The 16,870-nt window shown below is 36.2% G+C and carries 14 protein-coding genes, 1 pseudogene and 2 riboswitches; of the genes and pseudogenes, 13 read left to right on the forward strand and 2 right to left on the reverse strand.

What is annotated here, in order from left to right:
* Window positions 1-204: 204 nt before the first annotated feature.
* The 3 genes from AC3WSO_RS08425 to AC3WSO_RS08435 all read left to right on the forward strand — a co-directional run bounded on the left by AC3WSO_RS08425 (window position 205) and on the right by AC3WSO_RS08435 (window position 4,129).
* Window positions 205-1,725 carry an NCS1 family transporter gene (locus tag AC3WSO_RS08425; protein WP_492530193.1) on the forward strand — a complete coding sequence of 507 codons (1,521 nt, stop codon included), beginning with the start codon at window positions 205-207 and terminating at the stop codon, window positions 1,723-1,725.
* 46 nt (window positions 1,726-1,771) lie between these two features.
* The gene (locus AC3WSO_RS08430) at window positions 1,772-1,981 is read left to right on the forward strand and encodes a hypothetical protein (RefSeq protein WP_492530194.1); all 210 of its coding nucleotides are present in this window, start codon (window positions 1,772-1,774) and stop codon (window positions 1,979-1,981) included.
* Between the two features lie 783 nt (window positions 1,982-2,764).
* Entirely contained in the window at window positions 2,765-4,129 is a 1,365-nt protein-coding gene (locus AC3WSO_RS08435; protein WP_492530195.1) for an amino acid permease, read from the forward strand.
* Between the two features lie 124 nt (window positions 4,130-4,253).
* Here the strand turns inward: AC3WSO_RS08435 and pgeF are convergent, their stop codons facing one another.
* A complete protein-coding gene (pgeF, locus tag AC3WSO_RS08440) occupies window positions 4,254-5,018 on the reverse strand; it encodes a peptidoglycan editing factor PgeF (protein WP_492530196.1) in 765 nt (254 codons plus the stop codon).
* A 160-nt stretch (window positions 5,019-5,178) separates the two neighbouring features.
* On the opposite strand from pgeF, the gene AC3WSO_RS08445 reads away from it, so the two are divergent.
* From AC3WSO_RS08445 to AC3WSO_RS08455, 3 genes are all read left to right on the forward strand, one after another.
* Entirely contained in the window at window positions 5,179-5,802 is a 624-nt protein-coding gene (locus AC3WSO_RS08445) for a transmembrane-type terpene cyclase (protein WP_492530197.1), read from the forward strand.
* A 101-nt stretch (window positions 5,803-5,903) separates the two neighbouring features.
* Window positions 5,904-6,896, forward strand: coding sequence for a VanW family protein (locus tag AC3WSO_RS08450; protein ID WP_492530198.1), 993 nt, complete (start codon window positions 5,904-5,906; stop codon window positions 6,894-6,896).
* Window positions 6,897-7,003: 107 nt separating this feature from the next.
* On the forward strand, window positions 7,004-7,771 hold the full coding sequence (locus AC3WSO_RS08455) for a methyl-accepting chemotaxis protein (RefSeq protein ID WP_492530199.1): 768 nt from the start codon (window positions 7,004-7,006) through the stop codon (window positions 7,769-7,771).
* A gap of 123 nt (window positions 7,772-7,894) precedes the next feature.
* Here AC3WSO_RS08455 and AC3WSO_RS08460 read toward each other — a convergent pair whose 3' ends face one another.
* Entirely contained in the window at window positions 7,895-8,512 is a 618-nt protein-coding gene (locus AC3WSO_RS08460) for an HAD-IA family hydrolase (protein WP_492530200.1), read from the reverse strand.
* Window positions 8,513-9,028: 516 nt separating this feature from the next.
* A riboswitch (FMN riboswitch) is annotated at window positions 9,029-9,154 on the forward strand.
* A 245-nt stretch (window positions 9,155-9,399) separates the two neighbouring features.
* Window positions 9,400-9,525: riboswitch (FMN riboswitch) on the forward strand.
* Between the two features lie 194 nt (window positions 9,526-9,719).
* Here AC3WSO_RS08460 and ribE point away from each other — a divergent pair.
* The 7 genes and pseudogenes from ribE to AC3WSO_RS08495 all read left to right on the forward strand — a co-directional run bounded on the left by ribE (window position 9,720) and on the right by AC3WSO_RS08495 (window position 16,870).
* Window positions 9,720-10,358, forward strand: coding sequence for a riboflavin synthase (ribE, locus tag AC3WSO_RS08465; protein ID WP_492530201.1), 639 nt, complete (start codon window positions 9,720-9,722; stop codon window positions 10,356-10,358).
* A 20-nt stretch (window positions 10,359-10,378) separates the two neighbouring features.
* Window positions 10,379-10,972 (forward strand): annotated as a pseudogene (gene ribB, locus AC3WSO_RS08470) (3,4-dihydroxy-2-butanone-4-phosphate synthase); the annotation flags it as partial.
* A gap of 358 nt (window positions 10,973-11,330) precedes the next feature.
* Complete coding sequence (gene ribH / locus AC3WSO_RS08475) at window positions 11,331-11,798, forward strand: 6,7-dimethyl-8-ribityllumazine synthase (RefSeq protein ID WP_349660789.1); 468 nt, start codon at window positions 11,331-11,333, stop codon at window positions 11,796-11,798.
* 184 nt (window positions 11,799-11,982) lie between these two features.
* Complete coding sequence (locus AC3WSO_RS08480) at window positions 11,983-13,428, forward strand: spore germination protein (protein ID WP_492530202.1); 1,446 nt, start codon at window positions 11,983-11,985, stop codon at window positions 13,426-13,428.
* Window positions 13,429-13,924: 496 nt separating this feature from the next.
* Window positions 13,925-15,229: a sensor histidine kinase gene (locus AC3WSO_RS08485; RefSeq protein ID WP_492530203.1), complete on the forward strand. Its 1,305-nt coding sequence runs from the start codon at window positions 13,925-13,927 to the stop codon at window positions 15,227-15,229.
* 226 nt (window positions 15,230-15,455) lie between these two features.
* Window positions 15,456-15,998, forward strand: a complete 543-nt coding sequence (locus tag AC3WSO_RS08490) for a histidine phosphatase family protein (protein ID WP_492530204.1) — start codon at window positions 15,456-15,458, stop codon at window positions 15,996-15,998.
* 20 nt (window positions 15,999-16,018) lie between these two features.
* Complete coding sequence (locus AC3WSO_RS08495) at window positions 16,019-16,870, forward strand: GNAT family N-acetyltransferase (RefSeq protein WP_492530205.1); 852 nt, start codon at window positions 16,019-16,021, stop codon at window positions 16,868-16,870.

Raw genomic sequence — 16,870 nt, forward strand, 5'->3', positions numbered from 1 at the left:
GTAATTGTGTTCGGAGGCTAAATCTTCATTCGTATTTGCTGGGACACTAACTAAATGGAGCCATATCTGTATTCATCTCACTACCTTCTAAGGTGGGTGTACTTTGCCGAATGAAGATAACTGAAATTCCATCTTCCTTTAGCATCGTTGAAGGAATAACCTCATGTAAGTTGTCACGGAAATTTGATAAAAAGGAGAGATTAGATGGAACGTGAAGGGAATTATTTAAAATCCCCAGATTTACTTCCAGTGACACATCAACAAAGAAATATTGGAACATTTGGTTTTGCAGTAATTTGGATAGGTATGGCAATTGTATTAGCTGCTTTTGCAATTGGTGGCTCGGCAATCATAAATTTGCCGTTGCCGATGGTGATTTTAGCAACGTTGATTGGCTCTTGTTTAATCGGTGTATTTATGACGTTAATTGGTGATATAGGTATTGAACATGGCTTATCATTCCCGGTATATATGCGTGCTCCATTCGGTACATTTGGCACACATATCCCGTCACTTGTCCGTGGTGTAACGGCTGCATGTTGGTTCGGTCTGAACACTTATTTCGGTGCATTAGCTATAAACGGTATTTTAAATTTACTTTTTAATTTTGATAATTGGTTTATTTGCTTCATTGTCTTTGCAGCACTTCAGTTATTTAATACATCACTAGGTATTAAATCTATTGAACGCTTTGCAGATTTGGCAGCACCAGTAATTATTTTAATTTCTTGCTGGATGTATTATACACTGGCAGATACTGCGGTAGCTCAAGGAAAAAATATTTGGACGTGGGTGGAAGCACCAACAACAGGTTTCACGGCCTTCACTGCATTTATGGTAGTGATTATGGCAAATATGGGCTTCTGGTCGACGCTAGCAGCCGACATGCCTTCACTTTCACGCTTCTTTAAAGCACCCAAAAATGAACGCAATTGGTTCAAACGCAATAAAACACAGCTGGTTGGCTCATTAATCGTTATGCCGATTACAAATACTTTCATTGTGACAATTGGTGCTGTTTGCTATATGGCCGTTGCCTCAGCTGATCCTATCAATGCATTACAGCAAAGTGCAAGCGGCTTTATTTTAGGCATTTTACTGTTAATGATTGTGTTAGCGCAATGGTCAACTAACACCTCTGCAAATGTTATTCCAGCGGCAACTATCTTCTCAAATATTGGTGGTCCAAAAGTGCCGTTTTGGGTTGGGGTTGTTATTGCTGGAATCATTGGTATTCTAGCACAGCCTTGGAGTTTATTTGATGTATTAGTCAATGCACTTTTAATTATTGGAGGAATTCTAACAGCCATCGTTGGTATTTTATATGCTGATTATTATTTAATCCGTAAGCGCCGTGTGCATGTAAAAGCACTGTACGAATTAGATGGTCAATTTAAATATTGGCAAGGTTTTAACTTAGCTGGTTTAATTGCTTGGATTATTGGTGGTGCAATAGCAAATATATTCTCCACTTATTCATCATTAGTAGGGTTTTTTGTAGGGGCACTTGTATATTATGTACTAGCGAAATATTGGTGGTTCAAAAAATACCCTCAAGCTGAGCTTGAAGATCCAAGTGATGCAAAATATTTAGGAATTACAGCTGGCCACAATTTGGATGAACTATTTGGGCAGCAACAAATGCCAACTCAAACTGTAGTTCCAGATGAGGATGACATCGTTGAACAACCTGATCCGCTGTTAGAAATAAAAGGTGCTGAATAAAAATTAAACACCCAAGATATTCACAAAAAAAAGGTGAGGTGATTGCATGTCAGAACATCAACAAAGCACAGAGGAAATAAAAAAAGTAGATCAATATTTAGATAGTGGCTATAAAATCAAATATGTGTATGAAAATCTAAGTGGAATGTTTGTAGAATTTGCCCGTCATGAAGAAGTTATTCTGATGCAAATTCTAACTGCAGATGCACGTAAATACTTCTCTGCAAAGCTCCAAGAACAGACGTTATTGCAATAACAAAAAAACTCTATTCCATTCATCGTCTTTCATGAAGGAATAGAGTTTTTTTACGTAATAAAATAGGTTTTTACTAAAAGCTTGATTCCAAGATGAAAGTGTTGCTTAAAGTGATGGATAGAGCAGCAAAAGCGACGGCTGGAACAGTCAAAATCGTGGATAGAACCGCCGAAGTCGCGGATAGAGTCGCTGAAGTCATGGATAGAACCGTCAAAATCGCGGATAGAACAGCCAAAGTCGTGGATAGAACCGGCGAAGTCGTAGATAGAACAGTCAAATCGCGGATAGAGTCGTCAAAGTGACGGAAAGAACCGTCAAAAGGTGGATAGAACAGCCGAAGTTGTGGATAGAACCGTCAAAATCGTGGATAGAACAGCCGAAGTCATGGATAGAACAGCCAAAGTCGCGGATAGAGTCGTCAAATTGATGGAAAGAATAGCCGAAGCAACGGATGGAACCGTCAAAGCGGATATAGCCGCCAAAGCGACGGAAAGAACCGTCAAAAGGTGGATAGAACAGCCGAAGTTGTGGATAGAACCGTCAAAATCGTGGATAGAACAGCCGAAGTCATGGATAGAACAGCCAAAGTCGCGGATAGAGTCGTCAAATTGATGGAAAGAACGGCCGAAGCAACGGATAGTACCTTCAAAATGCTCCCCAGAACCCCCGTCGTATTGCCGTAATTTATGTTTTTCCTAAAAATACAATTGTGTTTTTCGGCAGAATTTATTATCATTATAAAATAATTCATCGTAGAAAGAACTTCGAAAAGAGGCGTAATTTGTGGCAAATAAAGAGTTAAATAGGGGATTAGATGCACGTCATATCCAAATGATTGCTCTTGGAGGTACTATCGGCGTAGGTTTGTTTATGGGGTCTGCTAGTGCCATTCAGTGGACAGGGCCTTCCGTGCTCCTTGCATATGGTATAGCAGGAATATTTATTTTCTTCATTATGCGAGCAATGGGAGAAATGCTTTATATGGAGCCAAGTACAGGTTCCTTTGCAACATTTGGCTATAAATATATACACCCATTAGCTGGTTATTTAACGGCGTGGAGTAACTGGTTTCAATGGGTTATTGTTGGGATGTCAGAGATTATAGCAGTAGGAACTTACATGCAATACTGGTATCCTGATTTACCGGCATGGATTCCAGGATTAATTGCAATGATTATTTTAGGTGTTGCCAACTTTATTTCTGTTAAAACTTTTGGAGAATTTGAGTTTTGGTTTGCCATGATTAAAATTGTAACGATTGTTTTAATGATTGTTGCAGGCTTTGGTCTTATTTTCTTTGGGATTGGTAATGAAGGCGTGGCAATCGGATTATCGAACCTTTGGAATCATGGAGGTTTCTTTACAGGCGGATGGACAGGTTTCTTCTTTGCGTTATCATTAGTAGTTGCAGCCTATCAAGGTGTTGAGCTCATTGGGATTACAGCAGGAGAAGCGAAGAATCCTCAAAAAACTATAACGAGTGCGATTCAAAGTATTATTTGGCGTATTTTAATATTTTATATCGGTGCAATCTTTGTCATTGTAACAGTTTATCCGTGGGATGAATTAGGTACGATCGGTAGCCCGTTTGTTGCAACTTTTGCAAAGGTTGGAATTACCGCTGCGGCAGGTATTATTAATTTTGTGGTCATTACAGCAGCGATGTCAGGCTGTAATAGTGGAATTTATAGTGCTGGACGTATGCTATATACACTTGCCATGAATGGACAAGCACCTAAATTTTTTGCGAAGCTTTCTAAAAATGGTGTTCCCATTTTCGGTACAGCAGGCGTGCTATTTGGTTTGGTTATCGGTGTTATTTTAAGTTATGTTGCACCAGGAAATTTATTTGTATATGTATACAGTGCTAGTGTATTACCAGGGATGGTTCCGTGGTTTATTATTTTAATCAGTCAAATACGATTTAGAAAAATAAAAGGTGAACAACTTTCCAAGCACCCATTCAAAATGCCTTTAACACCATTTACAAACTATTTAACGATTGCCTTTTTAATAATGGTGCTTATCGGTATGTGGATTAATGATGATACGAGAATTTCTCTAATTGTAGGAATTATTTTCTTAGTTCTTGTGATCATGAGCTATTATGTTTTTAGAATTGGAAAAGATCGCCTGGTTAATAAATAATGAAATGTTAAAAGGGTGTATTTCTCTACTATGATATACATCCTTTTTACTTTTTTGATAGAGATATTGTTTTTCAATACAACAAAAGGGACACTCCATTTAATAATTGGATTGTCCCTTTCAATTAATTTTCTTTTCGCATAATAAAGCTTAAATGTCTGCCAGTCTGTTTATCTTGGCGGTAGGAAAACCCATCTGGGCTGAGAAATGTGCACGTTGAATCAATCAATATTTGCTTTGGAGGAATACCTACAAGCTCACATTGTTTTTTGACGGTTTGTTGATTATCGATATGATATTTATTTGTTTTTGCATTGTAATACATAAAGTCTTCAGCATATCCTAGATTGTGGAATTTATCATAAACATCTGCATCCACCTCGAATTTCTGCTGACTGAGTGCCATACCGATTTGTACATGAAAATCTTGTGGATTACAATGCTCATATTCCATCAAATGTTGGAAAAGTTTTAATGTAACTTCCTTGACAGTCCCTTGCCATCCTGAATGTACCACACCAATAAGACCATTGACTTCATTATAAAAAATGACAGGTACACAATCTGCTGTAAAACTGCATAAAAGTAAATTCGGTTCTACTGTATAAAGTGCATCAGTATTACTAACGGCATTGTCCATCTTTTCAGCGCCACGTCCTTTATCAGAAATCGTGACTTTATGGAAATTAGCACTATGTGTTTGTTGCGTGCAAATAAAATCATGTAAGTCACAATGCAAAGTAGTTGCCAGTTTTTTTCGATTTTCTACCACATCAGATTCATGTACACATGTATGCAATGCCATATTGTTTTGTTCTAGTTCGATATCATCTTTTAAAGTAGTGCCTGCGATAAATTGGTCATTATCAAAATAAATTTTAGTTTTCATATCATCACCTCGTTTTACTATATATGATTGGTTACTGAATGTATAGGCGCTTACTCTTAAGATTTTTAAGAGCCTAGTTGTACAAACCTTTGACATAAATAATAGATTTCTTCACATATAGTATCGAAGAATCATTATTAGGAGGAGGAAGTTTGTATATATGATGCAAGAAAAATTCCTACTGATTTGTCAATTAGGAATGGGGTTGTTTTGGATTATTACATACATACTAATCATCAAACAAGGATTACAAGATAAGCGATACGGGATGCCCATGGTTGCAATTTGTGCAAATATTTCATGGGAATTTATTTTTTCATTTATGTATCCACAAAATGACTTGCAAAGGATTATTACGTTACTGTGGTTTATTTTAGACATTTTTATTATGATGCAATTTTTACATTATGGTCATAAGGAATATAAAAAAATAGTTCCAAGGAAAATATTTTATTCATCTTTTTTAATTACACTAGTAGTAAGCTTTTTTACGATTTTAGCAGTGATGCATGAATTTAATGATCTTGAAGGCAAGTATGCCGCTTTTATACAGAATTTGATGATGTCAGGATTGTTTATTGCTTTATTTTTACAAAGAGGGAACTTAAGTGGCCAATCAATGGGCATCGCTGTTTGTAAAATGATTGGAACGATGTTTGCTGCAGTTGGTTTCTATATGTATTTTAGAACACCGTTGATTACTATTATTTCGCTTGCGACCCTTTTTTATGATTGGCTGTATATCGTATTAATCTATAGATTTTATGTGAAATATGCGAAATAACCTTCATTTTAAAAATAAATAAAAATGATGAAATGAAACACACTATCTACAATACACGAATAAGATGTCTCTGTAGTATGACGATAGGGTAGGTGTTTTATTTGAAAAAGAAGTGGATGACCACATTATGTATTATTTGTACGATTGGGCTAGTTGGCTGTCAGGTGAAATCTACAGATGAGAAAAAGCAAGAACAATCAATTCAAGAGTCAGAGCAAAAAGCTGAGGATTTACAAAAGCCTGTTACCATTGAACAACAACAAACAGAATCTGGCGTTGTTGAAATTGTAGACCCTTCTACAAAAGCTATCATCCAAACAATTTCGCCGAAAGAAATGGGCTATGAATTTGATAAACAATCGTATACAAAGCAAATTGAGCAATTAGCTAAAGAGTTGGCGAGAGGGAATGAAAAAGCGGCAGGCTATGATAAGCGTATGATACTCGATAAGCTGGACGATCAAGGGAAACTAATGAAAGGAAGTCCTTTAATTGTTTTAAAAGAAAGTGAATTAGTAGAGAGAATATTAGAAGCATCAGCTACTGGTGGTAAAGTAGAGATGCCTCTTTATATAACTGAAAGCGGATATTATTTTGAAGATATCCCTTATCTAGAAAACGTAGTTGTTGCATCCTATACAACTTACTTTAATACCTATGATGTAGGCAGAAATAAAAATATTGAGCTTTCTGCGAAGGCAATCAATAATGTTATCGTTGGAAGTGGAGATTATTTTTCGTTTAATACAGTAGTTGGCCCTAGAGACGAAGCGAATGGTTATCAGCCCGCACCTGAAATCATCAACAAAAAGGTTGTGATGGGCATTGGGGGAGGTATTTGTCAAACGTCCTCTACCTTGTTTAACGCAGTTGATCAAATACCAGTTAAATTTGTAGAACGGCATCACCATTCTTTAGATGTAGGGTATGTTCCAAAAGGAAGAGACGCTACTGTTTCTTATGGTGGTTTAGATTTTAGATTCCACAATACCAGTGATGTACCATTTTTAATAAAAGCTAACTATAGTAAAAACTCTCTTACAGTTGAGGTAAGAACAGCAGAAAAATTTGTAGAAATCTTGAAAAAGTCATAGTAGTTTGTCAAAGACACTTAAGCTAATGGTGTCTTTTTTTTGGTGACATGCTATAGTTAAATTAAGAAATTTCAGTATAATCGTGTTATTGGAAAAGGGGAAAATTAATGCATCCAAAGCTACAGGCGACAATAGATTCTATCGATTTTTACCAGGTAACATACCCAGAAGATGCTTGTATTATAGTTGCTGATACTGAGAAGGTCATTGCTTACAAGCCAGGTAATCAAGTGGACTTAAAGATTAAAGTTGGTGATCCTGTAGCCAAGTATCGTGGAACAACAACTGAAAAGTCTCTAAGCCTAGGAAAGTTCATGAGAGAAGAGCGAGGTTCTGAAGATTTTGGAATGGCGTATATTGCATCTGCACAGCCTATTTTTGATGGTGGGAAAGTAATCGGTGTGTTAAGTGCCATTATTTCGAATGAAAAAATGGATGGGATGCGATTATTAGCAGCTGAGCTTTCGAGTTCTGTTGAAGAAATGACCGCAACGAACGAAGAGTTAGCGGTAGCAAGTGTAGATGTATCAAATCGTTTGGGGGAGCTATCCAAGTTTTCAGAATCAATGACTGGCGATATTCAACAAATCAATACGATTGTTAATTTAGTAAAAGATTTAGCTATGAAATCTAAAATTCTTGGATTAAATGCATCCATCGAGGCTGCTCGCTCAGGTGAGCATGGACGGGGCTTTGCTGTAGTAGCATCTGAAATACAGAAAATGTCGCAAAGTAGTACGGATAGTGCTGAAAGCATTACAAACCAATTAGAAAGTATTAAAAAATCTATTGATCAAGTCAATGAATTTGCAAATCAAATCGCAACGTTTACCCAGCAATTTTCTGTGAGTATGCATGAATTAACCGACGCTTAGAGGAATTAATAGCGCAGCAGAAAAATTAATGCATATAAGCGAAGTAAAGGCTTAATAACTTCAAGCAATTATGCCGAGGCATAATTGATAAGGATAATAGCAAATAGCTATTATCCTCTTCGTCTAGATAATATTCAAAATTTCTTGTGGTGTAGCAACTTTGTAATCGGGTTCTTCTTGTTGTACAACTTCAATAGAGTCATATCCCCAACCGACCCAAATAATAGGCACTCCCGCTTTTTTGCAGGCTGCGATATCTCTTTGCTCATCACCAATATATAAAACTTCTGATGGTGTAATACTTTTGTCCTTTAAGAATTTTTTAATCACTTTATCTTTTCCAAAAATTCGGTTTGAACAAAGAACATCTGACACACAATGAATGTCGTTCATTTTTAAAAATTCTAAAATGTTCTCCTGTGAATTGGAAGAAATGATAAGTATTTTATAGCCCCTTTTATCAATTTCCATTAGGACTTCCTTCATACCGTTATAAAGATGAACATCATTTAATGACTGGCGATATAAGCGATAAAATTGCGGTAAAATCATCGGTAATTTATACATAGGAAAGTCGAATAATTTACTTCGTTCCGCTATAGATAATTTTTTCAACGATTCAATTTCCTTTAACTCTATTCCTTTAAATTTATATTTTTGCGCAATTGTATTCCAAGCTGATGCTAACACTGCTGTAGAATCTGCCAATGTTCCATCAAAATCAAAGATAATATATTTCATGTAAACTATCTCCTTTATAATCTAGTTGTAAAGACGTTTTTTTTTTGAAAATGTTACTGCCTATACTTAAAAAAATGACATGATTATACAGGATATGAAACAGAGGAGTACAAATAACTCTAGATGAGCAATTTTTTTCACTAATAAATATTTTTGGATCATCACCATAATGTGTGGTTGATTCGTGCGCTTTCCTGGAGGCGTCCGATGAGCTGCTTAAGGCAATGGATGTTTATTGTGCGAAAGTGAAGTGCTAACGTAACGACAGCAACAGATGTTTATTGTGCGAAAGTGAAGTGCTAACGTAACGACAGCAACAGATGTTTATTGTGCGAAAGTGAAGTGCTAACGTAACGACAGCAACAACAGGATGTTAGCCACAAAGGCGTAATCAGGACGTGATGTAGTCTAGACCTACATGTGAATAGGGCATCATGACAGAAACTTAGAATTGATTTTGAGATTTGTCTGGATAAATTAATTAAGTAGTGTTATTGTAAGAAATAGCTAAATAAAAATATCCTTCAGGGTAGGGTGAAATTCCCAATCGGCGGTGATGAAGCAATTCAAAGTCCGTGAGCGCAAGCTGATTTGGTGCAAATCCAAAACCGACAGTTATAGTCTGGATGGGAGAAGGGTAAAAGTAAGAACTTTTTAAATTCGCTTGAGTTTATAAGGTTTATTTGATTATGCTTTTATGTAAACTACTTCCCATCGTTTAAGTTGGGAAGTTTTTTTATCTTCATTCAGTAGGTGTTTGGACACCCACTGAAACAGAGGAACTCAGGCTAAGCACTTCACATCCTGTGAAAACGCCTGACCTAAAGCCTCCGGACGCAATTACGCCAAGGTGGAATTTATTTATTTAGCTAACGAATTAAATAGTAGTAGTTCTTCGGGGTAGGGTGAAATTCCCAATCGGCGGTGATGAAGTAATTCAAAGTCCGTGAGCGCAAGCTGATTTGGTGCAAATCCAAAACCGACAGTTAAAGTCTGGATGGGAGAAGAACGATGAGATGGTGGCCTATGGAAAAATTTTGTTTCCTAAAGGTTTATTTGTTGACGTCTTATTTATATGAACTCCCAAACCCCTTTAATCAAAGGGGTTTTTTATTTGAACAGAAATTTTTGATTGAGGGAGGAGGTACATAGGGCTCCAAAAGTGGAATAGATAAGCTTAGAACAAAGAATAGAAGTGGGTGAAAAAATGTTTACAGGAATTATTGAGGATGTTGGTACCGTAAAAACCTTGCAAAGCGATAGAAAAAGTATGAAAATTACTGTTATTTCAAAGAAAATGGTAGAGGATGTAAAGCTCGGGGACAGTATTGCGGTCAATGGTGTTTGTTTAACAGTCATATCTTTTAATGATCAGGAGCTTACGATGGATGTAATGCCAGAAACGGTAAAGGCAACAAATTTACAGCAGCTCGCAATAGGAGATCCAGTAAATTTAGAACGCGCTATGTCAGCGAATGGGCGATTCGGTGGTCATTTTGTATCTGGGCATGTAGATGGAGTAGGGAAAGTAGTACGAAAGCGGCCGTTAGCAAATGCAGTCTATATTGATATAGAGCTATCAAAGGAGTTAACGAGCTTCTGTATTCCAAAGGGCTCCATCACAATTGACGGAACGAGCTTAACACTCTTTCAAGTTGAGAAAAACGGTGTCACAGTATCTTTGATACCCCATACGTACAAGGAAACAATTTTAGGTATGAAGAAAATTGGTGATCTCGTCAATATAGAAACCGATTTAGTAGGAAAATACATTTTACATCAACTTAAGTATGGTCAGGAACCGCCGGCCATCACAAAAGACTTCTTAGCACAAAACGGATTTTAACCAACAGGGAGGTGGCGAAATTGCTACATTCGATTGAAGAAGCAATTGAGGATTTAAAGCAAGGAAAGATAATTATAGTAGTAGATGACGAGGATCGGGAAAATGAAGGGGACTTACTAGCACTTGCGGAATTTATAACCCCTGAAACGATTAACTTTATGGCTACCTATGGAAGGGGACTTATATGTACGCCAATTTCCCAGCAGCTTGCACAAAAATTAGCATTAAACCCTATGGTTAGTGTGAATACAGATAATCATCAAACAGCCTTTACCGTTAGTATTGATCATGTTGACACAACAACTGGAATTAGCGCCTTTGAACGGGCAATGACTATACAGAAAATGCTCGAACCACAAGCAAAAGTTGCGGATTTTCGTAAACCAGGCCATGTATTCCCACTAATAGCAAAGGAAAATGGTGTATTAGAGCGTAGGGGACATACGGAAGCTACAATAGATTTGGCAAAGCTTTGTAATAGCGTTCCTGCAGGAGTTATATGTGAGATTATGGGCGACAATGGCAAAATGCTACGCTTTAATGATCTCGTTAAATATGCAGCACAACATCATTTAAAAATGATTTCAATTGAAGCATTGGTAACATATCGTCAACAAAAAATGGAAGAAAACACAATGACTATATAAAAAGTTTAGCAACAAAAGTTGGGGGAAATTCATTTTAAAACGTATACCATGTATATAGTTGATTGGAGTGGAGGTTGGGCGATTCTTGGGGATCAGTGATAGGGGAACGAAGGCTAAGAGCATCACATCCTGTGATAACGCTTTCTGACTAACATCGTGTTGGCCCAAGCGGCTCATCGGACACCCCCAGGAAGCTCTGCTCTGTGCGAAAGCGAAGCGACAGCAACAACAAATGTTTTCTGTAGCGACAGCTACAAAGCGCCCAACCGGAACGGAAATCAACCACACTAAATGGTGATGAGCCATAAAAAAGGAGAAAAGAAAAATGGTTAAAACATTTGAAGCACAATTAATTGGTACGGATTTAAAAATAGCAGTAGTAGTAGGTCGTTTCAACGAATTTATTACAAGTAAATTATTAGACGGTGCATTAGATGGTTTAAAGCGTCATGGAGTTGATGAGAATTCTATCGACATAGCATGGGTTCCTGGAGCATTTGAAGTTCCATTCATCGCTAAACAGTTAGCTGAAACAAAGAAATATGATGCAATTATTGGATTAGGTACGGTTATTCGTGGCTCAACAACCCATTATGATTATGTATGTAATGAATCAGCAAAAGGAATTGCTAATGTGTCGCTAACTACAAATGTACCTGTTATTTTTGGCATTGTTACTACTGAAAATATTGAACAAGCAATTGAGCGCGCAGGAACTAAATCAGGAAATAAAGGCTATGACGCAGCAATGTCAGCTATTGAAATGGCAAATTTAAAGAAGATGATTGGATAAATCTTTCTTAATAATAGGTTGGAAATTTCAACACTAAATTATTCTGACAATGCATTTTAAACTGCGTATATCCTTGAATATTTTTTAAAAGCATGGAGAAAATATCCGTAAGTGTATTTATGTTATTTTTTATAAATGTACTAATTTGGAACTGGCTCAGTAGGAGATGAGGGATATTTCTTCAATGAAACAAGAATTAAATTTGAAATCTTTGAAGTCACTATTTCAACGCTCTGCTGATGTGGTATTTCAGGAGTATTTCTTTCAGCAACATAAAGTACATTTGATAAAATGCGAAGAGATGATTAATGAACGGTTACTGCAGACCGTTATTGTGCAACGAGTTCAATCTTTATTTTCAGCAACATCGGATGAATTATTAGCGGAACATATACAAAATCATTTACACATTCCCCATCTTCAGAGAATAACAAGTAAAGATGAGGCCATCACGAGAGTCTATAAAGGACATGTTTTACTATATTTCGAAGATATGGATTTGCTGTATTCAAGTTATATCGCAAAAAAACCAAATCGAGAGCCTAAAGAAACAACTCTTGAATTGGTTATCAAAGGTCCGAGAGATGATTTTATTGAGGATGTTTTAATTAATATTGCTTTAATTCGAAAACGATTACCGACTAATTCATTAAGTGCTGAAACATATGAACTTGGCACACGATCCAAAACAACCGTAGCTGTACTTTATCTAGAAGATGTCGTAAATAAAAAGATGCTTGAGAAAATAAAAATACAGCTCCAGCGAGTTGATGCGGACGTTATATTTAGCGGGGATATATTGATGGAAAGGATTGAGCAGAGCGATAAAATTCTGCCTAAGCATGATTATACTGGACGTCCGGATTTTGCTGTACAAGCTTTAAGTAGAGGGCGTATTATCATCGTAGTTGATGGAGTCCCTTATGCGATTATTACACCTGTTAATGTAATGTTACTTTTTAAATCTGGTGAGGATAATGAGTATCCGATTATTGTAAGTTCTATGGAGCGTTTACTAAGAATAGTTGCAATTTTAATAAGTGTACTTTTACCAGGCTTTTGGTTTGCACTTACAACCTTTCATCAAGAGCAATTGCCATTCATCCTATTGGCAACAGTTGTTGAATCAAGAACAGGGCTCCCATTTCCATCTATTCTTGAAATATTAATGATGCTATTTATGTTTGAATTATTTCGGGAAGCTAATATACATCTACCTAATGTTATCAGTGGTTCCATAAGCGTTGTCGGGGGATTAATTATCGGAGATGCAGCGATTAAATCGGGGGTTACGAGTCCTTCCATGATTATCGTTATAGCAACTTCAAGTATTGCAGCTTTTACACTCATCAATCAATCCTTTGCATCAGCAATGAGTATTCTCAGGATAATCATTATATTAGCATCTGCCTTTTTGGGATTATTTGGATTCTTTATTTCGGTGTTTTTCATACTTCTATATATCGCAAATTTACGAGTATTAGGTGTTCCATACTTAAATATGGGAGCGAATTTAGATTGGCCGGACATTAAAAAATCTTTAGTGCGCCTTTCTCCTTCAGGTTACAGTAAGCGACCGAAATTTTTAAATGTACAGGATGAGACAAAGACATCGAGTAGGAAAAAATAAATACTTAAAATGAAAAGATCAGGTTTTTATAGGCCTGATCTTTTTTCATTTCCCAACAGACCCCCATTTCAACAATGAGAAGGACATAGCCCAAAAGTAGGGGGCGAAGGTTGAGATAGTCAAAACGGGCTTGAAATGATAAACTAAGAACCAATATTCTTATTTAAGAATCCTGAATCGTATTTCTGAACAGAGTGTTTAGATGGATGTACAGGGGGGAGATAGCCATTGTCGTTCAAACTTCTAAATATCTTACTTCTCTTCATCTGATTTTCGACAGGAAGAGCGATTCACTACGCAAATAAATGATTTTTAATCAACCATAAAAAAAGAATTATATTGTAGTATAATAGGGTTGTTAGATATGAAATTGTTTCCTAGGTTGAAAGTATGAGATAATGTCAACTACGACTAACAATTTTTATGGAATGCGAAAGCCAAGCTCAATTAAATTAAGATATTATTCATGTCAATAGATGAGGAAGTACCAGTTTGTATGAAAACACGAAAAATAAAACTAATTTTAATACTATCAACTCTCTTATTAGTATTGTTTACAAGTTTAAACATCTTTACATCCTATGTAAAAATGAAAAAGACAGTAGAAGAGTCAATAGCGAACCAAAGTCTGGAAGCGGCTATTTCTATCGCATCTACTATTGATGTAGAGGCGTACAAACAATTTATAGATAACCCCGTGAAAGATGAGTATTATTGGCAAATAAGAAGCTACTTAAACGATGCAAGAGTAAAAATAGGTGCTTTATTTGTTTATACATTAGATATTATAAATCCAAAGGTATCCAAAGCAATGATCATGGGTTTACCAAGTGAAGTTAAAGGCTTTGATATCGGAATGGACTGTACAGTACCTGAGACACAAGTGCAAAAAGCTTATAATGGAGAAACATTTACAACAGATGTAATACAAGATTCTATATATGGCTCCTACTTAACTGTTGGTGCACCGATTAAGGATGAAACAGGGGAGGTTATTGCATACATAGGCATTGATATTAGTGCAGACACATTAAATGACATTAAGGGAAAAGTGATCGAAGACAATCTTTATATCTTTATTTTTAATGGTGTTCTTATTTTAATGGTTACCGGCTCAGTTTTCTTCTTACAGAGATGGTATCAAAAAGAAGTAGCAGAAGAAGTCGAAGCGACAGAAGATACATATCAAGCGGAAATTAAAACTTTAATCACTTCCGTGTCCTCATTAAGACATGATTTCACAAATCATATACAAGTATTGCATGGATTTCTACAATTAGATAAACCTGATCAGGCAAAACAATATTTATCTTCATTGTCTAAAGAAGTTCATGATATAAAGTCTTTTAAATTAAATATTGATCATCCTGGCTTGGCGATTTTATTGCAAACAAAAAAACTAACGGCACAAAATCATAATATTGATATGGATTTCACAGTCTCTCAGGATGCGTTTAATAAAATTAAAACAACGGATCTAATTAAAATCTTATCGAATTTAATAGATAATGCGATTGATGCTGCAAATGAATTATCGGAAGAACAACGTAAAATAACAATTTGTTGTGAAGCTGATGACACGCAATATAAATTACAGGTTACAAATACTGGACCAAATATTGTAGAAGCAGGGCAAATATTCAAGCAAGGATTTTCCACAAAGAAACCAGGAAATGGTAAAACGAGAGGACAAGGCTTGTTTATTGTGAATGAAATAGTCAATAAGTACGACGGTCAAATTTCTATCGATTCATCAAAACACCTAGAGACAACCGCAATAGTAACTATTCCAATAAAGTAAATTTCGAAACTTCCTACAGAAAATTGTAGGGAGTTTTTTCATTCTTATTAATTTAAGTCCACTACTGGCAAAGTAAAGGGGAGGGTTGAATTGAAGTATTTGCCGGTGGAATAGCTCCTTCTCTATGTGAAAAGTAGTTTCAACTTTCACTTTTACATTTTTTGAGTAATTCATTTCATATAGTACTAATAATCGATGGTATTCTATTAGGGGGGAGTTGAAATATTTGGATAAATCATTCCTTGATCTATTGAGAAAGGGTGGATTTGTTTTGTATGCAAGGCATGGTCAAGCAACTGTCGGAGTAGATCAGCCATATTTAAATTTCCAAGATTGTGTTACGCAAAGAAATTTGTCTGAATTTGGGCGGAGGCAGGCCGTTTACTTTGGACAACTGTTACGTCATTTACAAATTCCGATTAGTTCATCAATAGTCGTAAGTCCTTTTTGTCGTACAGTTGAAACGGCACAGCTCGCATTTCCTTATTCTTATATTCAAATTGACCCAATTGGTTATGAAATTTATAAATTGGGTGGGGCTATTCCTTTTGTTGAAAAAAGTAATATTTTATCAAATGTGCAATCAGTGTTAGAAAGAAAGCCATCGCAAGGAATGAATCAAGTGATCGTTGCCCATAGTTTTCCTGAAGATGTTGGACTAGGGGAGATTTCGAACATGGGAATGGTTATTGTTAAGCCAAATGGTCCTGGAAATGGTTATGAAATAATAAAAAAATTAACTTTAGAAGATTTATCACTTATAAATTAACGTAGGGATGGGAGAAAAACATGAAAATAAAAACAGTCTCACAGTGCACGTTAAATGAAACTTTAAAAGCTTGGAATAAAGGCTTTGAGGGGTATTTTGTACAAATAGAAATGAACGAAGAGGTGTTTTTAAACCGACTCGTTGGGGAAGGACTATCGCCAGAGCTTTCAATCGTCGCATTTGATCAAAATAATCCTGTTGGTATTGTATTAAATGGCTTTAGACAAATAGATGGTAAGAAAGCCTCTTGGAATGGAGGAACAGGTATCTCTCCAGACTTTCGCGGTAAAGGTGTTTCTCGTGTTTTAATGGAAGAAACCATCGCCATCTATGAAAGAGAGAATGTGGAAGTTGCAACGCTTGAAGCTATAAAAGAGAATAAGGTAGCAATTGCGCTATATGAGAAGTATGGCTATACCATTACAAATCAATTGATCTTTTTAAGGGGCGAATATGAAGCAAAACTAGAGAAGCCAGTCGAAATTCATGTGAAAACTATTCGGCCAGAGCAGCTACCGTATTTATCTTTCTATCAGGAAGATGTTCCTTGGCAATGTAGCTGGCAAAGCAATAAACAAGGAGAAGCTAAAGTTTTTTATAATGAGAATAATGAAGCAATTGGCTATATGTTATATAAAACTGTATGGAATCAGGAGGGAGCCATCGATAGCATAGTGCTTTATCAATTAGAGCTATTAGGGAATGGTAATGTTGAGCATATTCCACACTTTATCGCAAGCATTACAAAACACAAAGTAAAACTAGCAACAGTTAACTTTTTGGCAAGCAATCCAGCTACAAGCTATTTGATGGAAAACGGGCTAGAAGTGAAGACGGAGCAATTGCAGATGAAGAAGAAAATGGATTCGTAG

This window comes from Lysinibacillus sp. EB106-09-02-XG168, assembly GCF_058791475.1.